Origin of the sequence: Paraburkholderia sp. GAS348 (assembly GCF_050434205.1) — a bacterium.
Lineage (GTDB): Bacteria > Pseudomonadota > Gammaproteobacteria > Burkholderiales > Burkholderiaceae > Paraburkholderia.
On the sequence record NZ_JBNPVT010000007.1, the window covers coordinates 37,694 to 56,846 of the forward strand.

Annotated in this window: 14 protein-coding genes and 1 pseudogene; 5 read left to right on the forward strand and 10 right to left on the reverse strand. The window is 63.5% G+C overall.

The window, feature by feature from the left end; genetic code table 11:
* Nucleotides 1–12: 12 nt before the first annotated feature.
* Nucleotides 13–795 carry an L-iditol 2-dehydrogenase gene (locus P3T22_RS14340; RefSeq protein WP_429325294.1) on the reverse strand — a complete coding sequence of 261 codons (783 nt, stop codon included), beginning with the start codon at nt 793–795 and terminating at the stop codon, nt 13–15.
* 411 nt (nt 796–1,206) lie between these two features.
* On the opposite strand from P3T22_RS14340, the gene P3T22_RS14345 reads away from it, so the two are divergent.
* From P3T22_RS14345 to P3T22_RS14355, 3 genes are read left to right on the forward strand one after another with little or no spacing between them, the layout of a single operon-like run.
* Nucleotides 1,207–2,181, forward strand: coding sequence for a metal ABC transporter solute-binding protein (locus P3T22_RS14345; RefSeq protein WP_429325295.1), 975 nt, complete (start codon nt 1,207–1,209; stop codon nt 2,179–2,181).
* Nucleotides 2,178–3,155, forward strand: a complete 978-nt coding sequence (locus P3T22_RS14350; protein ID WP_063497217.1) for an ABC transporter ATP-binding protein — start codon at nt 2,178–2,180, stop codon at nt 3,153–3,155. The genes P3T22_RS14345 and P3T22_RS14350 overlap by 4 nt, the downstream gene beginning before the upstream one ends.
* On the forward strand, nt 3,148–3,930 hold the full coding sequence (locus tag P3T22_RS14355; protein WP_063497218.1) for a metal ABC transporter permease: 783 nt from the start codon (nt 3,148–3,150) through the stop codon (nt 3,928–3,930). Before P3T22_RS14350 ends, P3T22_RS14355 begins: the two co-directional genes overlap by 8 nt.
* A 130-nt stretch (nt 3,931–4,060) precedes the next feature.
* Here the strand turns inward: P3T22_RS14355 and fghA are convergent.
* The 3 genes and pseudogenes from fghA to P3T22_RS14370 all read right to left on the reverse strand — a co-directional run bounded on the left by fghA (nt 4,061) and on the right by P3T22_RS14370 (nt 7,959).
* Nucleotides 4,061–4,922 (reverse strand): annotated as a pseudogene (gene fghA, locus P3T22_RS14360) (S-formylglutathione hydrolase).
* Nucleotides 4,923–4,959: 37 nt separating this feature from the next.
* Nucleotides 4,960–6,066: an S-(hydroxymethyl)glutathione dehydrogenase/class III alcohol dehydrogenase gene (locus tag P3T22_RS14365; RefSeq protein ID WP_063497220.1), complete on the reverse strand. Its 1,107-nt coding sequence runs from the start codon at nt 6,064–6,066 to the stop codon at nt 4,960–4,962.
* A gap of 249 nt (nt 6,067–6,315) precedes the next feature.
* A complete protein-coding gene (locus tag P3T22_RS14370; protein ID WP_429325296.1) occupies nt 6,316–7,959 on the reverse strand; it encodes a xylulokinase in 1,644 nt (547 codons plus the stop codon).
* A 436-nt stretch (nt 7,960–8,395) separates the two neighbouring features.
* Between P3T22_RS14370 and P3T22_RS14375 the strand changes: the two genes are divergently transcribed.
* Nucleotides 8,396–9,808, forward strand: coding sequence for a nucleobase:cation symporter-2 family protein (locus P3T22_RS14375; RefSeq protein ID WP_063497222.1), 1,413 nt, complete (start codon nt 8,396–8,398; stop codon nt 9,806–9,808).
* Between the two features lie 229 nt (nt 9,809–10,037).
* On the opposite strand, the gene P3T22_RS14380 is transcribed toward P3T22_RS14375, so the two are convergent.
* The 3 genes from P3T22_RS14380 to P3T22_RS14390 are packed head-to-tail and all read right to left on the reverse strand — an operon-like array spanning nt 10,038 to nt 16,017.
* A complete protein-coding gene (locus P3T22_RS14380; protein WP_063497223.1) occupies nt 10,038–11,555 on the reverse strand; it encodes an efflux transporter outer membrane subunit in 1,518 nt (505 codons plus the stop codon).
* Nucleotide 11,556: 1 nt separating this feature from the next.
* Nucleotides 11,557–14,766, reverse strand: coding sequence for an efflux RND transporter permease subunit (locus P3T22_RS14385; RefSeq protein ID WP_063497224.1), 3,210 nt, complete (start codon nt 14,764–14,766; stop codon nt 11,557–11,559).
* An 18-nt stretch (nt 14,767–14,784) separates the two neighbouring features.
* The gene (locus P3T22_RS14390) at nt 14,785–16,017 is read right to left on the reverse strand and encodes an efflux RND transporter periplasmic adaptor subunit (RefSeq protein WP_063497225.1); all 1,233 of its coding nucleotides are present in this window, start codon (nt 16,015–16,017) and stop codon (nt 14,785–14,787) included.
* Between the two features lie 414 nt (nt 16,018–16,431).
* Between P3T22_RS14390 and P3T22_RS14395 the strand changes: the two genes are divergently transcribed.
* Nucleotides 16,432–17,079, forward strand: coding sequence for a TetR family transcriptional regulator (locus tag P3T22_RS14395; RefSeq protein ID WP_063497226.1), 648 nt, complete (start codon nt 16,432–16,434; stop codon nt 17,077–17,079).
* Between the two features lie 177 nt (nt 17,080–17,256).
* Here P3T22_RS14395 and P3T22_RS14400 read toward each other — a convergent pair whose 3' ends face one another.
* The 3 genes from P3T22_RS14400 to P3T22_RS14410 form a co-directional block, all read right to left on the reverse strand.
* The gene (locus tag P3T22_RS14400) at nt 17,257–18,018 is read right to left on the reverse strand and encodes a CoxG family protein (protein WP_063497227.1); all 762 of its coding nucleotides are present in this window, start codon (nt 18,016–18,018) and stop codon (nt 17,257–17,259) included.
* Between the two features lie 32 nt (nt 18,019–18,050).
* Nucleotides 18,051–18,443: a DUF427 domain-containing protein gene (locus tag P3T22_RS14405; protein WP_063497228.1), complete on the reverse strand. Its 393-nt coding sequence runs from the start codon at nt 18,441–18,443 to the stop codon at nt 18,051–18,053.
* A 163-nt stretch (nt 18,444–18,606) separates the two neighbouring features.
* Entirely contained in the window at nt 18,607–19,101 is a 495-nt protein-coding gene (locus P3T22_RS14410) for a hypothetical protein (RefSeq protein ID WP_063497229.1), read from the reverse strand.
* Between the last annotated feature and the right edge of the window lie 52 nt (nt 19,102–19,153).

The window sequence follows — 19,153 nt, forward strand, 5'->3', positions numbered from 1 at the left end:
ATGGTGATCCGCTCAGCTCATCCAGTTCCCGCCGTCGACGTTCAGGGTTTGCGCGGTGATGTAATCGGCATCCGCCGACGCAAGGAACAGGGCGGCGCCGGTCAGATCGTCCGGCACACCCATACGGCCGAGCGGCACCGCCTCACCGACCAGGCGCTTCTTCTCGCCTGGCGGCCGGTTTTCATAACGCGCGAAGAGCGCGTCGACCTCATTCCACATCGGGGTATCGACGACGCCCGGCGCGATACCGTTCACATTGATCTTGTGCGGCGCAAGGGCCAAGGCGGCCGATTGCGTATAGCTGAGTACGGCGGCTTTGGTTGCGCAGTAGTGCGACACCAGCGCCTCGCCGCGCCGCCCGGCTTGCGACGACATATTGATGATCTTGCCGCCGCGGCCCTGCTCGACCATTTTCCGGGCAACGGTTTGCATCAGGAAGAACATGCCCTTCACGTTGACCGCGAAGAGGCGGTCGAACACGTCCCAGGATTCATCGAGGAGCGGGCGCATATCGAAGAGCGCCGCGTTGTTGAACAGGATATCGACCTGGTCGAAGCGCTCCAGCGTACTCGCGAGGATGCGTTCGATATCCTCGCGGCGCGTCACGTCGGCGCTGACGGTCAGCACGCGGTCGCCGTATGCGGCGAAGAGCGCGTCGCCGAAACTGTCCGCCGGCTTCACATCGACCAGCACGCAACGCGCGCCTTCGTCCAGATAGCGCCGGGCCACGGCTTCACCGATTCCGCTAGCCGCACCCGTCAGAATGGCCACCTTGTCTTGCAATCGTGCCGCCACTGCTTGTCTCCGGTTCGTTTCGCTTCTTGAGGCGCGGTGAGCGAACGCTCGTTACGCGAACAATTGCTCTGTTTGTGATCGAATGATCGGATACGGACCGGGTCATGTCAAGGCGCTCGACCAGATTTCGATGGTGCAGCGCGGCAGGATCGCCACACCGCCGCTCCCCGTTCCGACCGGCACTAATACGAGAAATCGAAGACGGCCAATCCGCTTTCCGCATAAGTCGCTGACAAGAATTCGAGATACGTTATATCATTTCGACCTCGCACGGCTCTGGGCCGGCGGCATAGGCGCAGCCCCACGTGGCGTGGCCCGGCGGCGTGTGCGCAGGTGCGACTGCGAGAACACCGAAGCGCGCCGCGCCTAAGGTTTGTGTTTCATTCAACTCTCACGGGGCAGGAAACGACGATGAAGACATTCGGCTCGATGTTGAACGGGGCGCGCTGTGCGCTGACGCTGTCGAAGACCGTGGCGATAGCCGCGACGGCCGCTGCTGCTGTCACGCTCAGCCATGGCGCGTTTGCGGCGGATGCGAAAATCCCGGTGGTGGCAGCGGAAAATTTTTACGGTGACGTCGTGCAGCAGCTGGGCGGCGACCGCGTCGACGTAACGAGCATCCTCAGCAATCCGGATCAGGATCCGCATCTGTTCGAAGCGAGCCCGAAGACGGCGCGCGCCTTGCAGCATGCGAGCCTTGTGGTCTACAACGGCGCCGACTACGATCCGTGGATGGCGAAACTGCTGGCCGCCTCGAAGAGCGCGAAGCGCACTACGATCGTCGCCGCGGATCTCGTCGGCAAGAAGGGCGGCGATAATCCGCACCTCTGGTACGACCCGGCGACCATGCCGAAAGTAGCGCGCGCGGTGAGCGAGGCGCTCGTTGCGGCTGACCCGGCGCACAAGTCGGCGTACGATGCGAACCTCGCGAAGTTTCTCGACTCGCTAAAACCCATCGACGCCAAAGTCGCCGATCTGCATGGCCGCTACGCCGGCGTGCCGGTGACGGCGACCGAGCCGGTGTTCGGCTATATGTCGGACGCGGTAGGCCTCTCGATGCGCAATCTGCGCTTCCAGCTCGCGACGATGAACGACACGGAAGCAAGCGCGGCCGATATCGCCGCGTTCGAACGCGATCTGCGCGAAAGGCGTGTGCGCGTTCTGATCTATAACAGCCAGGCAACCGAGGCCCTGACCAAACGCATGTTGAAGCTCGCGCAGCAATCGAAGGTGCCGACCATGAGCGTCACCGAAACCGAACCGGCCGGCAAGACCTATCAGACGTGGATGCTGACGCAGCTCGACGCGCTGGGCGCGGCGCTGGCCGCGGGCGATGCGGGCGCAGCGAATGCGGCGGCAAGCACCGCTAAAGGAAAAACCCAATGAACGAAACTGGCCGCAGCACGCCAGCTAATGCATCAACGAGCGCGTCAAACAGCGGACGCGCCAATGCGCCCGTGCTCGAACTCGACCACGTGACGCTCGAACTCGGCGGCCGCACGATTCTGCGCGACACCGGTTTCGTGGTGAACCAGGGTGAATTCATCGGCGTGCTCGGGCCGAACGGCGCGGGCAAAACCACGCTGATGCGCGCCGTGCTCGGTCTCGTGCCGGCTGCAAGCGGCGCGATCCGCGTGCTGGGGCAGCCGGTCGAGCGCGGCAATGCGTCGATCGGCTATATGCCGCAGACGCGCAGTGCGCTGGCTGGACGCCGCGTGCGCGGCCGCGATTTCATCGCCATGGCCGCCGATGGACACCGCTGGGGCCTGCCCCACGCGGACAGCAAAACCCGCGCGGATGTCGAGCGGGTGCTGGATCTGGTGGGCGGCCGCCAGCTGGCCGAGCGGCCTTTATCGGAACTGTCGGGTGGCGAACGTCAGCGCCTGCTGCTTGCGCAGTGCCTGCTCGGCAACCCCAAACTGCTGCTACTCGATGAACCGCTGATCAGCCTCGATCCGCATCATCAGAAAAGCGTGGTTGAACTGGTCCGCCGCGTGCAGCAGGAACTCGGCATTGCCGTGCTGTTCTCGGCGCATGAACTGAATCCGCTTCTGCACGCGCTCGATCGCGTGCTGTATCTCGGCAACGGTGTCGCCGCGCTTGGCACCGTCGATGAAGTCATTACGCGGCCGGTGCTGTCGCGTCTCTATGGCTCGCCGATCGACGTGATGCGCGTGAACGGCCGCATCTTCGTGATGTCGGGCGACGTCGAAGTCGAAAAACACGATCACGAGCACGAACACGACGAGAACGGCGGCCACAGCCACTCGCACGGGCATTCACACTCGCACGACCACGGTGGCGCGCACGGCCACTCACACCAGCACGACTCACGCGACGGACATAAGCACGATGTTTGAATACGATTTCATGGTGAACGCGTTCGCGGCGTCGGGGATCGTCGCGGTGCTGGCGGGTGTGGTGGGCTATTTTCTGGTGATGCGCGGACAGACCTTCGCGGGCCACGCGCTCTCGCACGTCGGCTTCACCGGCGCGACCGGCGCGGTCCTGATCGGCATCTCGCCGATCTGGGGAATGATCGGCTTCACGCTCGCCGCGGGCGTCGGCATGGGTGCGCTCGGCGAGCGGCTCGCCGGACGCGATGTCGCGATCGGCGTGATCCTGTCGCTGTCGCTCGGTTTCGGCTTGCTGTTCCTGCACTTCTTCACCGCGTACGCGACCCAGGTCACCGCGCTGCTGTTCGGCAATGTGCTCGGCGTGAACGCGTCGACGCTCGGTGTGTTGGCGGCGTTGGGCGTCGTCAGTTTGATGGCGCTCGCGGCAATTATGCGGCCGTTGCTGTTTGCTTCGCTGCAACCGGAACTGGCCGAGGCCAAGGGCGTGTCGTTGCGTCTGGTGTCGGTGCTGTTTCTGTCGATTGCCGCGCTGGCGGTGGCGGCATGCACGCAGATTGTCGGCGTGCTGCTGGTGTTCACGCTGATGGTCGGGCCGGCCGCCGCTGCGCAAAACGTGACGACGCGGCTCTCGACCGGTCTCGTGCTCGCCGCCGTGTTTGCGCTGGTGCAGGCGTGGCTGGGTCTGACGCTCGCGTTCTATACCGACTGGCCGACGAGCTTCTGGATCACCGTGCTGTCGGCGGTGGTGTATGGCGGGAGTTTGTTGAGGCGGCGTTGAGCGGCTGACTGAGCGCGCTGGCTGCAAATCGCATCGCGGCATTCGCAGCGATGGCCCGTCAACCGCATTGGCGAATATCTGGAGATAGCGGCGGCATCACCTGCATACCGCCGCCATCGCCCTATGAACGTCAAGCGAGCAGCACCTTCGCGTGATGCGCGAGATGATCCTCGATGAAAGTCGAGATGAAGTAGTACCCATGGTCATAGCCAGCGTGACGACGCAACGTCAGCGGCTGTCCCGCGGCCTTGCAGGCGGCTTCGAACACGTCCGGATTCAGTTGCTCGGCGAGGAACTGATCCGCCAGCCCCTGATCGACCAGAATCCCTTGCGCGAACTTGCGCGAACTTGCGCGATACGTGGCCGACCAGTTCGCTCGCGTCATACTGCCGCCACGCTTCGCGGTCTTCGCCCAGATACCCGCTGAACGCCTTTACGCCCCACGGGCACCGTGAAGGCGCGGCGATCGGCGCGAACGCCGACACCGACCGATAGATCGTCGGGTTGCGCAGCGCCAGCATCAGCGCGCCATGCCCCCCCATCGAATGCCCGAAGATGCCCAGGCGCGCACCGTCCACCGGCAGATTCGCGAGCACCGTTTCGCGCAGTTCATCGCGCACATACGAGTACATCCGATAGTGCTTCGCCCACGGCTGCTGCGTCGCGTTAACGTAAAAGCCCGCGCCTACGCCGAAGTCCCACGCGGCGCTTTCGCCCGGCACGCCCGCGCCGCGCGGACTGGTGTCCGGCGCGATCAGCGCGATGCCGTGCTGTGCCGCGAAGCGCTGCGCGCCGGCCTTGACCGGAAAGGTTTCTTCCGTGCAGGTCAAACCCGCGAGATAGAACAGCGCGGGCACATTCGCGTTGGCCTGCAAGGCCTGCGGCGGCAGAAACACCGAGAAGCGCATCGGCAGACCGACGGTCTGCGAGTCGTGCCGGTAGATCCGCTGCTCGCCGCCATGGCAGGCATGCGACGACAATAGTTCAAGCATCGACATGCTCCTTTCTGTTTCGCGAAACCGTGCGGCGTTAGTACAGCACGACCGAGCGGATCGACTCGCCCTTCTTCATCAGGTCGAAGCCTTCGTTGATGCGCTCGAGCGGCAGACGGTGCGTGATCAGGTCGTCGATATTGATCTTGCCTTCCATGTACCAGTCGACGATCTTCGGCACGTCGGTGCGCCCGCGCGCGCCGCCGAACGCCGAGCCCTTCCACTCGCGGCCCGTCACCAGCTGGAACGGACGCGTGCTGATCTCTTCGCCCGCCGCCGCCACGCCGATGATGAACGACTGACCCCAGCCCTTGTGCGTGCACTCCAGCGCCTGACGCATCACCTTGGTGTTGCCGATGCACTCGAATGAGTAGTCCGCACCGCCATCGGTGAGCTGCACGATGTGATCGACTACGTTCTCGACTTCGTTCGGGTTGATGAAGTGAGTCATGCCGAACTTCTTCGCCAGCTCGATGCGGCCCGGGTTGATGTCGACGCCGATGATCTTGTCCGCGCCCACCATCTTCGCGCCCTGAATCACATTCAGGCCGATGCCGCCGAGACCGAACACCACCACGTTCGCGCCCGCCTCGACCTTCGCCGAATACACGACGGCGCCGACACCGGTTGTCACGCCGCAGCCGATGTAGCAGATCTTGTCGAACGGCGCGTCTTCACGCACCTTCGCAACCGCGATTTCCGGCACGACAATGTAGTTCGAGAACGTGGACGTGCCCATGTAGTGAAACAGCGGCTTGCCATCCAATGAGAAACGCGACGTGGCGTCCGGCATCAGGCCGCGGCCTTGCGTCGAACGGATCGCCTGGCAAAGATTGGTCTTGCGCGACAGACAGAATTTGCACTGACGGCATTCCGGCGTGTAGAGCGGAATGACGTGATCGCCTTTCTTAAGCGTACCCACGCCCGGGCCGACATCGACGATCACGCCCGCGCCTTCGTGGCCGAGAATCGCCGGGAAGATGCCTTCGGGATCGGCGCCGGACAGCGTGTAGTAGTCGGTGTGGCAGATGCCCGTCGCCTTCACTTCGATCAGGACTTCACCGGCGCGTGGCCCTTCCAGATCCACTTCTTCGATCGTCAACGGGGCGCCAGCTTTCCATGCGATTGCTGCTTTGGTCTTCATCGTGAATGCTCCTGTGAGTCTGTGAACGCCTGGCGCGTCGCAGTGGGATACCGCGCGGCGCGCCAGTGTTGCACTTCGACGGCTGTGATTGCGTGATGGTCCGGGCGGCGGATAGAAGTTGCCACTGCCGCACAGCCTGATGTGCCGGCAGGTAGCTTAGCGCGCGAAAGGTGTAATGGTATTGCAAAGTGCGTCGCGGCATTGTCTGTACGTGACATTGGGCATTGTCTGTAGGTGACATCGGCTCGGCTACGAGCGTTCGCGTTCGCGTTCGCGTTCGCGTTCGCGTTCGCGTTCGCCTTCATCCTCACCGAACCATGTCTCGACCCGGCCATACAGATCGAGAAAACGCGCGTACCGTTGCGCGAGCGCCGCATCGTTTTGCGGACTGGCAACGCGCGTCGCGCCTGGCGCAAGCGCCGCGAGATCGCTCGCGTGCCAGTGCCCGCTTGCCAGTGCGCCGAGGATGGCCGCTCCGCGCGGCGCCGCGTTCGGACAATCGACCGCATACAACTCGACGTTGAGCGCATCGGCGAGCAACTGCCGCCAGCGCGCATCCACGGAACCGCCGCCAGCGAGCTTCAAGGTGTTCACGTTCGCGCCGCTCGCGCGAATCGCGTCGAGCCCGGCGCGCAGCGAGAACGCCACGCCTTCGAAGGCGGCCCGCATCATCGTGCCGCGCGTGTGATCGAGCGCAAGGCCGAGCCAGCCGCCGCGCGCGGCCGGGTTGAGCCATGGCGTGCGCTCGCCTGTGAGATAGGGCAGAAAAGTCAGGCCCGCTGCGGCGCTTGGGGCAGCGCCTGTTACATCGCCAAGAGCGCCACCTGATACGTTGCCTGCGGCATTGCCGGATGCAGTGCTGGATGCACTGCCCGATGCACTGCCGGATGCACTGCTGGATGCATTGCCGGATGCATTGCCGAACGCAATGCTCGACGCACCGCCGGACACACCGCCGGACGCATCACCGAACGCTTCACGATAGGCATCGGCCCATTCATACGACAGCCAGCCCCGCACGCGTTCGAGCGCGACGCCGACGTTTTGCATCGCCGCCATCCGGTACCAGTGATCACTCGCAGCGCGGTAGCGATGCAGGCCTTTCGCGGCTTGCGGTGCGTGTTCCGCGAGCACGACGATCTGCCCACCGGTGCCGGTGGTGAGCAACGCGTCGCCGTCGTGAGCGAGACCGCTGCCAAGTGCCGCGCATGGCGTATCGGCGGCGCCAATCGCGAGCACGATACCGGCGCGCAGACCCAGCGCTTGCGCGGCTTTCTCCGACAACACTCCGCCCGCCGCATAGGATGGCGCCAACGGTGCAAACCATTCGTGCGGCAGTTCGAGGCGGTCGAGCAGCGCGCGATCCCACACGCCGGCCGGATCGGCAAGCGCCGTCGCACAGGCATCGGAGGGGTCGGTTGCCACCGCGCCACCCAGCGCCACACGCAGCCAGTCTTTCGGTTGCAGCGCCCAACGCGTCTTGCGCGCGGTTTGCGGTTCGTTCTGCACGATCCAACGCAGCAAAGGACCAGCCATGCCGGGCGCAACGGGATTCGGCTGCGACTCGGGCCACTGATTGAGCAAACCCAATGCGCGCGTGTCGGGCCAGAGCATCGCCGGCCGCACCGCTTCGCCATTGGCAGCCACCATGACCACCCCGTGCATCTGCCCGGAAAAGCCGATCGCCTCGACGTCCCGCCGCGCGTCGGCGGGCAGTCGCGCCGCAGCCTCGCAGAGCGCACGCCACCAGGTCTGCACCGACATTTCCGCCCAACCTGCGTGCGGCGTTTCGAGCGCATAAGCGACGCTCGCGGCCGCCTGCTCGCGGCCGTTTTCGTCGACGATAACGACTTTGAGGGAGCCGGTGCCGAGATCGATGCCAAGAAAAGTCATGAGCGATAGAACATCTAGTGAGGCATGGGAAAACGCACTCGGAAAGTGCGGCTAGCGCTGTATTTTCCATCATCGAAGACAGGCTTTCGTGGCGCGCCGGCAACCACGCGGGAGTCTAAGTGAAAACCCTCAATTTACGGGTTAACCCCTTCAAACGGGACGCGAGGCGAAAACAGCACTATGCGCCGAGCGAGATACACCTCATTGTCTTTAACACATATGACCTGAAGCGACGCCGCGCCGCGCACGGACGCGCCTCGCCGCTGCATGGGGCTTACAGCCGATTTGTGCGGGGCGCGCATTTCTTTTGGCTTTCAAATGGGCATCATGCATATCGTCACCGGGAATGCCGGAATAGGCCCCAGTGGTCTTGTTGCACTTTATCGTTCCGCATACCTTGGAGCCATCCCAAAACGAGATGGTGGAGAGAGACAAAATGCAATCGAACACGGTTCACCCGTGCGACGAGCGACTGCCCGCGGGCCAGTTGCTGACGCTCGGCATTCAGCACGTTTTGGTGATGTACGCAGGCGCAGTTGCGGTGCCGCTGATCATCGGTGCGGCGCTGAAATTGCCGAAAGACCAGATCGCATTCCTGATCAGCGCCGATCTGTTTTCCTGTGGCATCGCTACGCTGATTCAGACGCTCGGTCTGTGGATCTTCGGCATTCGTCTGCCGGTCATCATGGGCTGCACATTTGCAGCTGTCGGTCCGATGGTCGCGATCGGCACGAATCCATCGCTCGGTATTCTCGACATCTTCGGCTCGACGATCGCGGCCGGCGTTATCGGCATCCTTCTCGCGCCGGCGGTCGGCAAGCTGCTGCGCTTTTTCCCGCCGGTGGTGATCGGCGTGGTGATCTCGGTGATCGGTTTGTCGCTGATGGAAGTGGGCATCAACTGGGCAGCCGGTGGTGTCGGCAACCCTGACTACGGTAATCCGGTCTATCTCGGCCTGTCGCTCCTCGTGCTGATGCTGATTCTGCTCATCAACAAGTTCGCCAAGGGCTTCCTCGCCAATATCTCGGTGCTGCTCGGGATCGTCGCGGGTTTCGTGATCGCGCTGGCGCTCGGCCGCGTCAACATGGACGGTGTCACGCACGCACCGTGGGTCGGCATCGTGATGCCGTTCCACTTCGGCCTGCCGCATTTCGATCCGCTTGCGATCGCGACGATGGTCACCGTGATGTTCGTCACCTTCATCGAATCGACCGGCATGTTCCTCGCTGTCGGCGACATGGTCGATCGTCCGGTGGATCAGAAGACGCTGGTGCGCGGTCTGCGCGTCGATGGTCTGGGCACGCTGATCGGCGGCATCTTCAACTCGTTTCCGCATACCTCGTTCTCGCAGAACGTTGGCCTGATCGGCGTGACGGGCGTGAAGAGCCGCTTTGTCTGCGCGATGGGCGGCGTGATCCTGGTGCTGCTGGGCCTGTTCCCGAAGATGGCGCAAGTGGTTGCGTCGGTGCCGGCCTTCGTGCTGGGCGGTGCGGGCATCGTGATGTTCGGCATGGTCGCGGCGAATGGCATCAAGGTGCTGGCCAAAGTCGACTTCGTGAAGAACCACCATAACCTGTTCATCGTCGCGGTGAGTATCGGCATGGGTCTGGTGCCGGTGGTGTCGCCGCAATTTTTCTCGAAGCTGCCGCCGGCGCTGTCACCGCTGTTGCATAGCGGGATTTTGCTGGCGTCGGTGTCGGCGGTGGTGCTGAACCTGGTCTTCAACGGTGTGAAGAGCGAGAAGAAGGCACAGTGCGAAATTCGCAAGGCCGGACATGATTTCGACGGACGCGGCGGTAATGAGCCGAAGGGCGGCGACGAGATGCTGCGTGCCGCGGATGTGCACTGAGCATCTGACTGGAACCCGCGCCGCGCGCCAGAGATCGCGCTGAGCGCAAGCGCTGAGTCGGGCTGATCTGATCTGAGTTGAGTTGCGATGGGTTGATCTGATCAGATCTGAGCATCAACAAAAACGCCACGGCATGCCGTGGCGTTTTTGTTATTACCGGCTGCGAAGGGCGGCTTCCCTGAAACCGAAAACCGGCCTGCGCGCCTGCTACTACGAGACTAAAAGAGACTCAACCCGCCGTTGCTGCCGAAGCCGCCACCGGCGCGCTCGCCGCACCGTAATCGACCGGCGCGTCGGCCGGGCGCGGCTGCTCGCCGGCCCGTTCGATCCAGCCGCCGCCGAGCGCCTGATACAGCGTGACCAGGTTCTGCAGACGCTGCATGCGCGCGGTAACCAGCAACTGCTGCGATACGTACAGATCGTTCTGCGCGGTCAGCACCGACAGATAGCTGTCGACGCCGTTCGTATAACGCAGGTTCGACAGATCCAGCCGGCGCTGTTCGGCAAAAGTATTGCGCTCCAGCGCCTCGATCTGCTGATCGTACGTGCCGCGTGCAGCCAGTCCGTCCGCCACTTCGCGGAAGGCCGTCTGGATCGCCTTTTCATACGTCGCGATCTGGATGTTTTTCTGCACGGTGGCGAGATCGAGATTGGCCTTGTTCTGGCCGCCTTCGAAGATCGGCAATGTGATCGACGGTGCGAAGCTCCACGCCGCCGAACCCGGCTTGAACAGACCGCCGAGCGACGGGCTGAGCGTGCCGAAACTGCCGGTCAGCGAGACCTTCGGGAAAAACGCTGCGCGCGCCGCGCCGATGTTCGCATTGGCAGCAAGCAGGTTCTCTTCGGCCTCCATGATGTCCGGACGGCGCGTCAGCAGATCGGACGGCAACCCCGCCGGGATATCCGTCAGAAGGTTCTGATTGTCCAACGACATGCCTGATGGCAGATCGTCCGGCAACGGCTCGCCGACCAGCAGCACGAGCGCGTTATCCGCCTGCGCCCGCAGACGCGCCTGCGACTGCAGGTTGGCCTGCGCCTGCTCGACCACCGTTTCCGCCTGCCGCAGATCCAGTTCCGAACCCGTGCCGTTGTCGAACTGCAGCTTGGTGATCCGGTACGACTCCTGGGCAGTCTTGAGTGTGTTCTGCGTGACCTTCAGCAGATCGTCCACCTCGAGCACCGTCATGTACTGACTAGCCACCTGCGAGACCAACGCGATTTCCGCGGCCTTGCGCGCCTGCGCGGTGGCCAGGTACTGAGCCAACGCCTGATCCTTCAGGCTTTGAATCCGCCCGAAGAAATCGATTTCCCAGGAAGCGTTCAGACCCACCGAGTACGTGTTGGTGATCGTCAAGCCGGTGGCCGTCAAATCTTTCGGCGTGCGCTGTTTGCTTTGTGACGCCGCGGCGTTCAGCGTCGGGAACAGCGCCGCGCGAGTGATCTGGTACTGCGCCTGCGATGCCTGGATATTCAGCACCGACACGCGCAGATCGCGGTTGTTCTTCAGCGCGATTTCGATCAGCCGCTGCAAACGCGCATCGGCGAAGAAATCACGCCAGCCGATATCGGCCGCCGCCTGGCCGTTCGCGGTCCGCGCGGCACTCGCCGCGCCCGGCTGCGTGTCGTACACGCCGCCGGTCGGGAAAGTCGCCGCCACGGGTTCGGCCGGGCGATGGTACTTCGGCGCCATCGTGCAACCCGCGGCGAACAGCGCAACCGCCACTGCAATCAAAGAGTGTTTTTGCATCTCAATGTCCGTCCTTGCCCGAGCCATTGCCGGCCGACCCGCCACCTTGCGGATCATGCGGATGGTGCTGGTTGTAGTGTTCGAGCGCCTCATCCGGGTCTTCCTGCTCGCCGCCGAATTTCGCGCGGATCACGACGAAGAACATCGGGATCATGAAAATCGCGAGGAAGGTCGCCGTCAACATCCCGCCGATCACGCCGGTACCGATTGCGTGCTGGCTGGCCGAGCCCGCGCCGTTACTGATCGCGAGCGGCATCACGCCGAGAATGAACGCGAGCGAGGTCATCAGAATCGGCCGCAACCGCAGACGCGCGGCTTCCAGCGCGGCCTCGACCGGTCCCATCCCTTGACCCTGCTGCAGCTCGCGGGCGAATTCCACGATCAGAATCGCGTTCTTCGCCGACAGCCCCACCGTGGTCAACAGACCCACCTGGAAGAACACGTCGTTCTCAAGCCCGCGCAGCGTAGCGGCCAGCAGTGCGCCGATCACGCCAAGCGGCACCACCATGATCACCGAGAACGGAATCGACCAGCTTTCATACAGCGCCGCGAGACAGAGGAACACCACCAGAATCGAAATGCCGTACAGAATCGGCGCCTGCGAACCGGACTGGCGTTCCTGCAACGACAGGCCCGTCCATTCGTAGCCGATACCCGCCGGCAGCTTCGCCACGAGTGCTTCCATGGCCGTCATGGCCTGGCCGGTCGACTTGCCCGGGGCAGCCGCGCCCTGGATTTCCACCGCCGAGATACCGTTGTAGCGCTCGAGCTTCGGCGAACCGTAGGACCACGTACCGCTGGCGAACGATGAGAACGGCACCATGCCGCCGGCCGTATTGCGCACGTACCAGGCGTTCAGGTCTTCCGGTTTCATCCGGAACGGTGCGTCGCCCTGCAGATACACCTTCTTGATCCGGCCGTCGGTATCGAGGAAGTTGTTCACGTATTGCGACGCCCATGCGATCGAGAACGTCTGGTCGATCACGGACAGCGACACGCCGAGCGCGGAAGCCTTCTCGTGGTCGATGTTCACGGTGAACTGCGGCGTATCGTTCAGGCCGTTCGGACGCACCTGAGCCAGCGTCGGATCTTTCGCGGCCATACCCAGCAGCATGTTGCGAGCTTGCATCAGCTTCTCGTGGCCGACACCCGCGCGATCCTGCAATTCGAAGTCGAAGCCGGCGGCCGTGCCGAGCTCAGGAATCGACGGCGGATTCACCGGATACACCAGCGCGTTCTTGTAGCTCGAAAAATGCATGAAGAGGCGGCCAACCAGCGCCTGCACCTTCTGATCCGAGTGCTGACGCGCCGCGTAGTCCTTCATCCGCACGAACACGAGACCCGCGTTCTGACCGCGGCCGGCGAAGCTGAAGCCGTTCACCGTAAAGGTCGATTCGACGATGCTCTTCTCGGTGTTGAGCAGGTAGTCGGAGACGTCCTTCAGCGCGCGCGCCGTGGTTTCCTGGGTCGAGCCGGACGGCGTTTGCACCAGTACGAACATCGTGCCCTGGTCTTCATCAGGCAGGAACGACTTCGGCAGTTTCACGAACAGCAGGCCGACCGCGAAGATCACCACCATATAGATGATCAGCCAACGGCCCGAGCGCTTGATCACGTGGTGAACGCCCGAGTGATACTTGTCGCGGCTCGTTTCGAAGGTCCGGTTGAACCAGCCGAAGAAGCCCGTCTTGACTTCGTGATGCCCCTTCGGAATCGGCTTGAGGATCGTCGCGCACAGCGCCGGCGTCAGAATCAACGCGACCAGCACGGACAGCACCATCGCCGCCACGATCGTCAGCGAGAACTGCCGGTAAATGGCCCCGACCGAACCGCCCGAGAACGCCACCGGCACGAACACCGCCGACAGCACGAGCGCCACGCCGACCAGCGCGCCGGTAATCTGCTCCATTGCCTTGCGGGTGGCGTCGCGAGGCGATAAGCCCTCCTCCGCCATCACCCGCTCGACGTTTTCCACCACCACGATCGCATCGTCCACCAGCAAGCCGATCGCCAGCACGAGCCCGAACATGGACAGCGTGTTGATCGAGAAGCCCACCACACCCATGATCGCGAACGTGCCCAGCAGCACCACCGGCACGGCGATCGTCGGGATCAGCGTGGCGCGCAGGTTCTGCAGGAACAGGTACATGACCAGGAACACCAGCACGATACCCTCGAGCAGCGTCTTGACCACTTCTTCAATCGACGCGCGCACGAACGGCGTGGTGTCGTACGGATACTGCACAACGAGGCCATGCGGGAAGTACTTCGACAGTTCGTCGATCTTCGCGCGCACCGCCTTGGCGGTTGCCAGCGCGTTCGCGCCGGTGGCCAGCTGAATCCCGAAGCCTGCCGTCGGCGCACCGTTGTACTTGGTGTCGAAGTTGTAGTTTTCGCCGCCGAGCTCGATGTGGCCCACATCCTTGATACGGACTTGCGAACCGTCCGTATTCACCTTCAGCAGCACGTTGCCGAACTGTTCAGGCGTATTGAGCAGCGTGGCTTCCGTGATGGTGGCCTGCAGCACCTGGCCCGGCACCGACGGCGTGCCGCCGAGCGAACCGCCCGCGACCTGCACGTTCTGCGCGAGCAGCGCGGTCTGCACATCCACCGGCGTCAGGCCGAAGTTGGTCAACTTGTTCGCATCCAGCCAGATCCGCATCGCGTACTGCGAGCCGAACAGCGTCACCGTACCCACACCGTCGATCCGGCTGATCGGGTCCTGGACGTTCGACGCGACGTAGTTCGCCAGGTCGTACTTGCTCATGCTGCCGTCTTCGGACACGAACGCCAACACCAGCAAGAAGCTGCTGCTCGACTTCGTGACCTTGGTGCCCAACTGCTGCACGGCTTGCGGCAACAGCGGCGTGGCGAGCTGCAGCTTGTTCTGCACCTGCACCTGCGCAATGTCAGGATTGGTGCCGGCTGCGAACGTCAGCGTGATGGTTGCCGTACCCGAGTCGTCCGAAGTGGACGACAGGTACAGCAAGTGGTCGAGACCACTCATCTGCTGCTCGATCACCTGCGTGACGGTGTTTTCCACCGTCTTCGCCGATGCGCCCGGGTACGTTGCACTGATCTGCACGGCCGGCGGCGCGATGGTCGGGTATTGCGCGATCGGCAATGTGAAGACCGACGCGATACCCGCGAGCATCAGAATGATGGCGATCACCCATGCAAAAATTGGGCGATCAATAAAGAACTTTGCCATGAGGCGGGCTCCCTGTTATTACGCGCCCGATGCAGCAGAAGCGGGTCGACCCGTCTGCGTCGCACCGCTGGCGGCCGGCGCACCCTGAGCGGATACGCCGGAAGCGGGTGTGGCGGGAAGTTGCGCGGCAACGGCCTTGACCTGCGCGCCCGGGCGGACCTTGTCGGTGCCCTGGACAATCACGCGGTCGCCCGCCTTCAGGCCGCTTTCCACCACCCAGTTCGAACCGTACGTGCCCGAGGTGACGAGCTGACGCAACGCGACCTTGTTGTCATCGCCGACCACGAGCGCGGTCGGCTGACCCTTCTGGTCATGCGTGATGCCGACTTGCGGCACGACGAGCGCGTTGTCGTTGACACCTTCCTCGATCCTCGCGCGCACGAACATGCCCGGCAGCAGCACCTTGTCCGCGTTCTTGAAGATCGCGCGAACCGTCACCGAGCCAGTGCTCTGGTCGACAGTCACGTCGGTGAACTGCAGCTTGCCCTTTTCCGAATAGGTGCGGCCGTCTTCGAGAATCAGCGAGACCTTGGCGGCGTCCGGGCCGCTCGTCTTCAGACGCCCTTCCTGCACTTCGCGGCGCAGCTTCAGACCGTCGAGGCTGGATTGCGTCAAGTCCACGTAGACCGGATCGAGTTGCTGGACCGTGGCCATCAGCGTGGCGGCGCTCGCCTGCACATACGCGCCGGGCGTGACTTGCGATACGCCGATCTGGCCGGTCACCGGCGAGGTCACGTCGGTGTAGCCGAGGTTGATCTGCGCCGTGTCGATCGCTGCCTTGCCGGCGGCCACATCAGCCGCGGCCTGGCCTTCCGCGGCCACCGCGTTGTCGTAGTCCTGCTTGCTGACTGCGTTGGCGGCAACCAGCACCTTGTAGCGGTTGGCTTGCGCGGTGGTTGTCGCGAGATTGGCCTGGGCCTTCGCCAGGGTTGCCTTTGCGTTGTTCAGCGCGGCGATGTAGGGCGCCGGGTCGATCTTGTACAGACGCTGGCCGGCCTTGACCTCACCGCCTTCCGTGAATTCGCGGCGGAGCACGATGCCGTCGACCCGTGCACGCACTTGCGCGACGAGGAAGGCACTGGTGCGGCCGGGCAATTCGGTGACGACGGGCACAGCCGTGGGCTGGACGGTGACGACGCCCACTTCGGGCGTTTGTTGCGGCGGGGCAGATTGTTTTGGTCCGCACGCTGCCAGCAATACGGCAGCCGTCGCGGCACTGATTAAGCGGAATGGAACCCGTTCGACGCGCATGGAGCGACCTCTGTCAAAGACTGAGAATGAAAAAGTGCGCGCATCCCTACCCCGGGGACGACAGCGCACACATGCGTCTTGCGACGCGTGACCGGAAGCCCGGGGATGCAAACCGCACCTGCAGGGGCATCCTGAGCGAAATGCGCCATACCGGGGAAATGCCACACGGCGCGGCGCAAGAGCATTTTGAAAGGCAACAGTGACGGATATTAACCGGTCGTCACGGCTTGGGCTATCCGATCGTGGGATGCTATTATATATACATCCACGAATGCATGTAAAAGTGCGTTTACGCCTTGGCGGGCAGGGGACCTGCAAGATCGCTTCGCAAATGGCTTAACGGCAGACAGATTGTCATCGGGCGTGCTTAACAAGGCCCGGGAAAACCCCACAATCAGGGCAGGTCACACCTATATGGTCCGAAGAACCAAAGAAGAGGCGCAGGAGACGCGCAACAGCATTCTCGACGCGGCCGAAAGGGTTTTCTTCGAGAAGGGCGTATCGCGCACGTCGCTCGCCGACATCGCACAGGCCGCCGGCGTCACGCGCGGCGCAATCTATTGGCATTTCGCGCACAAAAGCGATCTGTTTACCGAAATGTTCGACCGCGTGCTGCTGCCGCTGGACGAACTCAAGGCCGCCTCGCTAGACCCCAATGAGCCCGACCCGCTCGGGCGCCTGCGGGAAATCTGCACGGTCTGCCTGCGCGACACCGCCAACGAACCGCGTCGCCGGCGGGTGTTCGACATCCTCTTTCTGAAGTGCGAGCTGGTCGAAGAGATGGGGCCGGTGATGGTCCGTTATCAGACCAATATGCGCGAAGGGCTGAAGAAGATCGAAGGCGGTCTGCGCAATGCGATCTCCAAAGGGCAACTGCCAGCCGATCTCGACACCAGGATCGCGGCGGCGATGGTGCATGCGTTCGTCAGCGGCTCGCTGCGCGACATGCTGTTTCTGCCGGAGGCGACCGATTTCGGCACGCATGCGGAGCGGATGGTCGCAGGGATGTTCGATGCGCTGCGGCTGAGTCCGGCGTTGCGCAAGGAAAAGACGGCAGGCTGACAGTCTGCGTGTGAGCGTGCGTGAGACCGGCAAGAGCGCATAGAACGTTCAGTGGCCGCAAACGCCGCGTGGCCGACGGCGTTTCGTAGTAACCCACCAGGATTTCGTAGTCGCGCCGGCACGACAGCGCCGAGCCGAGCCAAGCCAAGCCAAGCCAAGCCAAGCCAAGCCAAGCCGTCAGTGTTCGCTAATCCAACGCGCCACATACAACAGCAGCGCCACCAGAAAAATCATCGCCGCCCATGCCCAATGCGGAACCACATGCGGACCGGGCTCGCGATGCGAGACCCCATGCGACACACCATGGGACGCCCCATGCGACGCGCTCGCCGCCCGCCCGGTCAGCGCATTTCCATGATCTGTGCGGGTCCGCCGCGCGATGCCGCTGAGCGCGATCGGCCGCAGAAACACGTGCTGCCGCCGCGTCGCCGAACCACGCGCACGGTTCGGCCCTTGCCCATGCTTGGCGCGAACGACCGCGCCGAATTCGTCGAAAAAATCGTCGGCCAGCTGATGCAGCGCGTTTTCGAGCTGGCGCGTGGGCAGTTCGGCGAGTGGCCCGGACGAAGTCGCCCAGATCGTGTAATCGATTCGCGTGCCCCGCTCCCTGCCGATGCCATGCGAGCCATCCTCAGCGCGCAACCTCACTTCGATCTGTCCGCGCAATGAGCCGATGCCCTCGGCTCGCGCCTTGAAATTAATGGTGCGGCGCTGCGCGTCCGCCGGTCCGGAATCCTGACCGGCGACGTGGGCCCGCGCTTCGTAACGCGCGCGCAACGGCCCGAGCGGCACGGTCATGACGAGCGCAAATTCGCCGTGGCCAAGCCGCGTGAACGACTCGCAATTGTCGAGACTGGCACGCAACAAGGCGAGGTCCTGCAACGCGTCCCAAACGTCGGACGGCGCAAGCGGAATCCGTAACGCGTCGTTCAGTTCCATGGCAGCCTCCCCGATGAACGCGCGACCGCCGGTCAGGATGTCTGATCGATGCGGTCGACGCGCGATGCGTAAAACGCGAGATACCCTTTTATTTTTGCAGCCGGCTCGAGCGGCGTCTCATAGCTCCACACGGCGTTTTCGATCAGACCGTCTTCGGTGCGCAGATGGAAATAGGAAGCCTCGCCCTTGAACGGGCAGTGCGAAGTATGTGTGGAGCGTTCAAGGCGCGCCATGTTCACGTCGCCACGCGGGAAATAGAATACATCCGCCAGACCGGTCTCCTTGAGCGTCAGGCCCGACTGGGTGTCGGCCATGGTCACGCCGCCATGAATCACCCGCACCCGGTGGTGGTTGCCGCTGATCGCGATGGTGTGCCCGCCCGTGCTCGCGCCAGGGTTTCCGTGGGGTGTCAAGGCATCGCTCATGTCTCGGCTCCGTTGTGTTGAGCAATTCGTGTGCGGTCGTGCAAACAGTAAAGCCACGGGGGGCGCCCGTGGCTTCATTATCGGCCAAACGCGAGCCGAATGCGCGGCCTTCCTGAGTGCCGCCTGGGTGTCTCGCCCAGCGCCGCTCGGAAAGGCAAGACGCTTATTGCGTATTCCAGTAGAACGCCGCCTTGGCAGTGCCTTTGGCCGGGACCGTCACCGACCTGGCCTGGTCGCGATCCTTGTATTGCGCATGCACGGTGTAGCGGCCGGGGCGCAGCTTGACCAGCATATACGGCCCACGCGACGTGGCGCTCAGCACCTCGTCGTCGTGCGCGTCGACCACGCGCACGTGGACGTCGGCGAGAAAATCGGAGCCGGGGCCCGTGAAGCGCAGCGACAGCGGCCACTCGCTTTGCGCGTGCTGCAGCGCCGTGGACTCATCGACACCGACGCCACCCGACACGAACGAGACGTCGCCCTTCTGCTGGATTTGCGGCAGACCGCCGCCATTGGCGTTGCCTGCGCTGCTGCTGTCCGTGGTCGTGCCGCCCGTAACATCACTCGCCTGTGCATACGCGCCGCCCGCCAGACCGAGCGTGAGCGCTGCGCATACCGCGGCGGCTACGATCCTTCGCTGATTGCGTTGGGATTTCATCGGTTCGCTCCTTCTCAAGGTCCTTGCCGTCCGGAAGCCCTTGATGGGTCCC

Excerpts from the sequence above, each read along its gene's own strand:
- P3T22_RS14355 (WP_063497218.1), top strand. The coding sequence starts at position 3,148 with ATGTTTGAATACGATTTCATGGTGAACGCGTTCGCGGCGTCGGGGATC.
- P3T22_RS14405 (WP_063497228.1), bottom strand. The coding sequence starts at position 18,443 with ATGAGCGATGCCTTGACACCCCACGGAAACCCTGGCGCGAGCACGGGC.
- P3T22_RS14345 (WP_429325295.1), top strand. The coding sequence starts at position 1,207 with ATGAAGACATTCGGCTCGATGTTGAACGGGGCGCGCTGTGCGCTGACG.
- P3T22_RS14375 (WP_063497222.1), top strand. The coding sequence starts at position 8,396 with ATGCAATCGAACACGGTTCACCCGTGCGACGAGCGACTGCCCGCGGGC.
- P3T22_RS14350 (WP_063497217.1), top strand. The coding sequence starts at position 2,178 with ATGAACGAAACTGGCCGCAGCACGCCAGCTAATGCATCAACGAGCGCG.
- P3T22_RS14370 (WP_429325296.1), bottom strand. The coding sequence starts at position 7,959 with ATGACTTTTCTTGGCATCGATCTCGGCACCGGCTCCCTCAAAGTCGTT.
- P3T22_RS14365 (WP_063497220.1), bottom strand. The coding sequence starts at position 6,066 with ATGAAGACCAAAGCAGCAATCGCATGGAAAGCTGGCGCCCCGTTGACG.
- P3T22_RS14390 (WP_063497225.1), bottom strand. The coding sequence starts at position 16,017 with ATGCGCGTCGAACGGGTTCCATTCCGCTTAATCAGTGCCGCGACGGCT.
- P3T22_RS14385 (WP_063497224.1), bottom strand. The coding sequence starts at position 14,766 with ATGGCAAAGTTCTTTATTGATCGCCCAATTTTTGCATGGGTGATCGCC.
- P3T22_RS14395 (WP_063497226.1), top strand. The coding sequence starts at position 16,432 with ATGGTCCGAAGAACCAAAGAAGAGGCGCAGGAGACGCGCAACAGCATT.
- P3T22_RS14410 (WP_063497229.1), bottom strand. The coding sequence starts at position 19,101 with ATGAAATCCCAACGCAATCAGCGAAGGATCGTAGCCGCCGCGGTATGC.
- P3T22_RS14400 (WP_063497227.1), bottom strand. The coding sequence starts at position 18,018 with ATGGAACTGAACGACGCGTTACGGATTCCGCTTGCGCCGTCCGACGTT.
- P3T22_RS14380 (WP_063497223.1), bottom strand. The coding sequence starts at position 11,555 with ATGCAAAAACACTCTTTGATTGCAGTGGCGGTTGCGCTGTTCGCCGCG.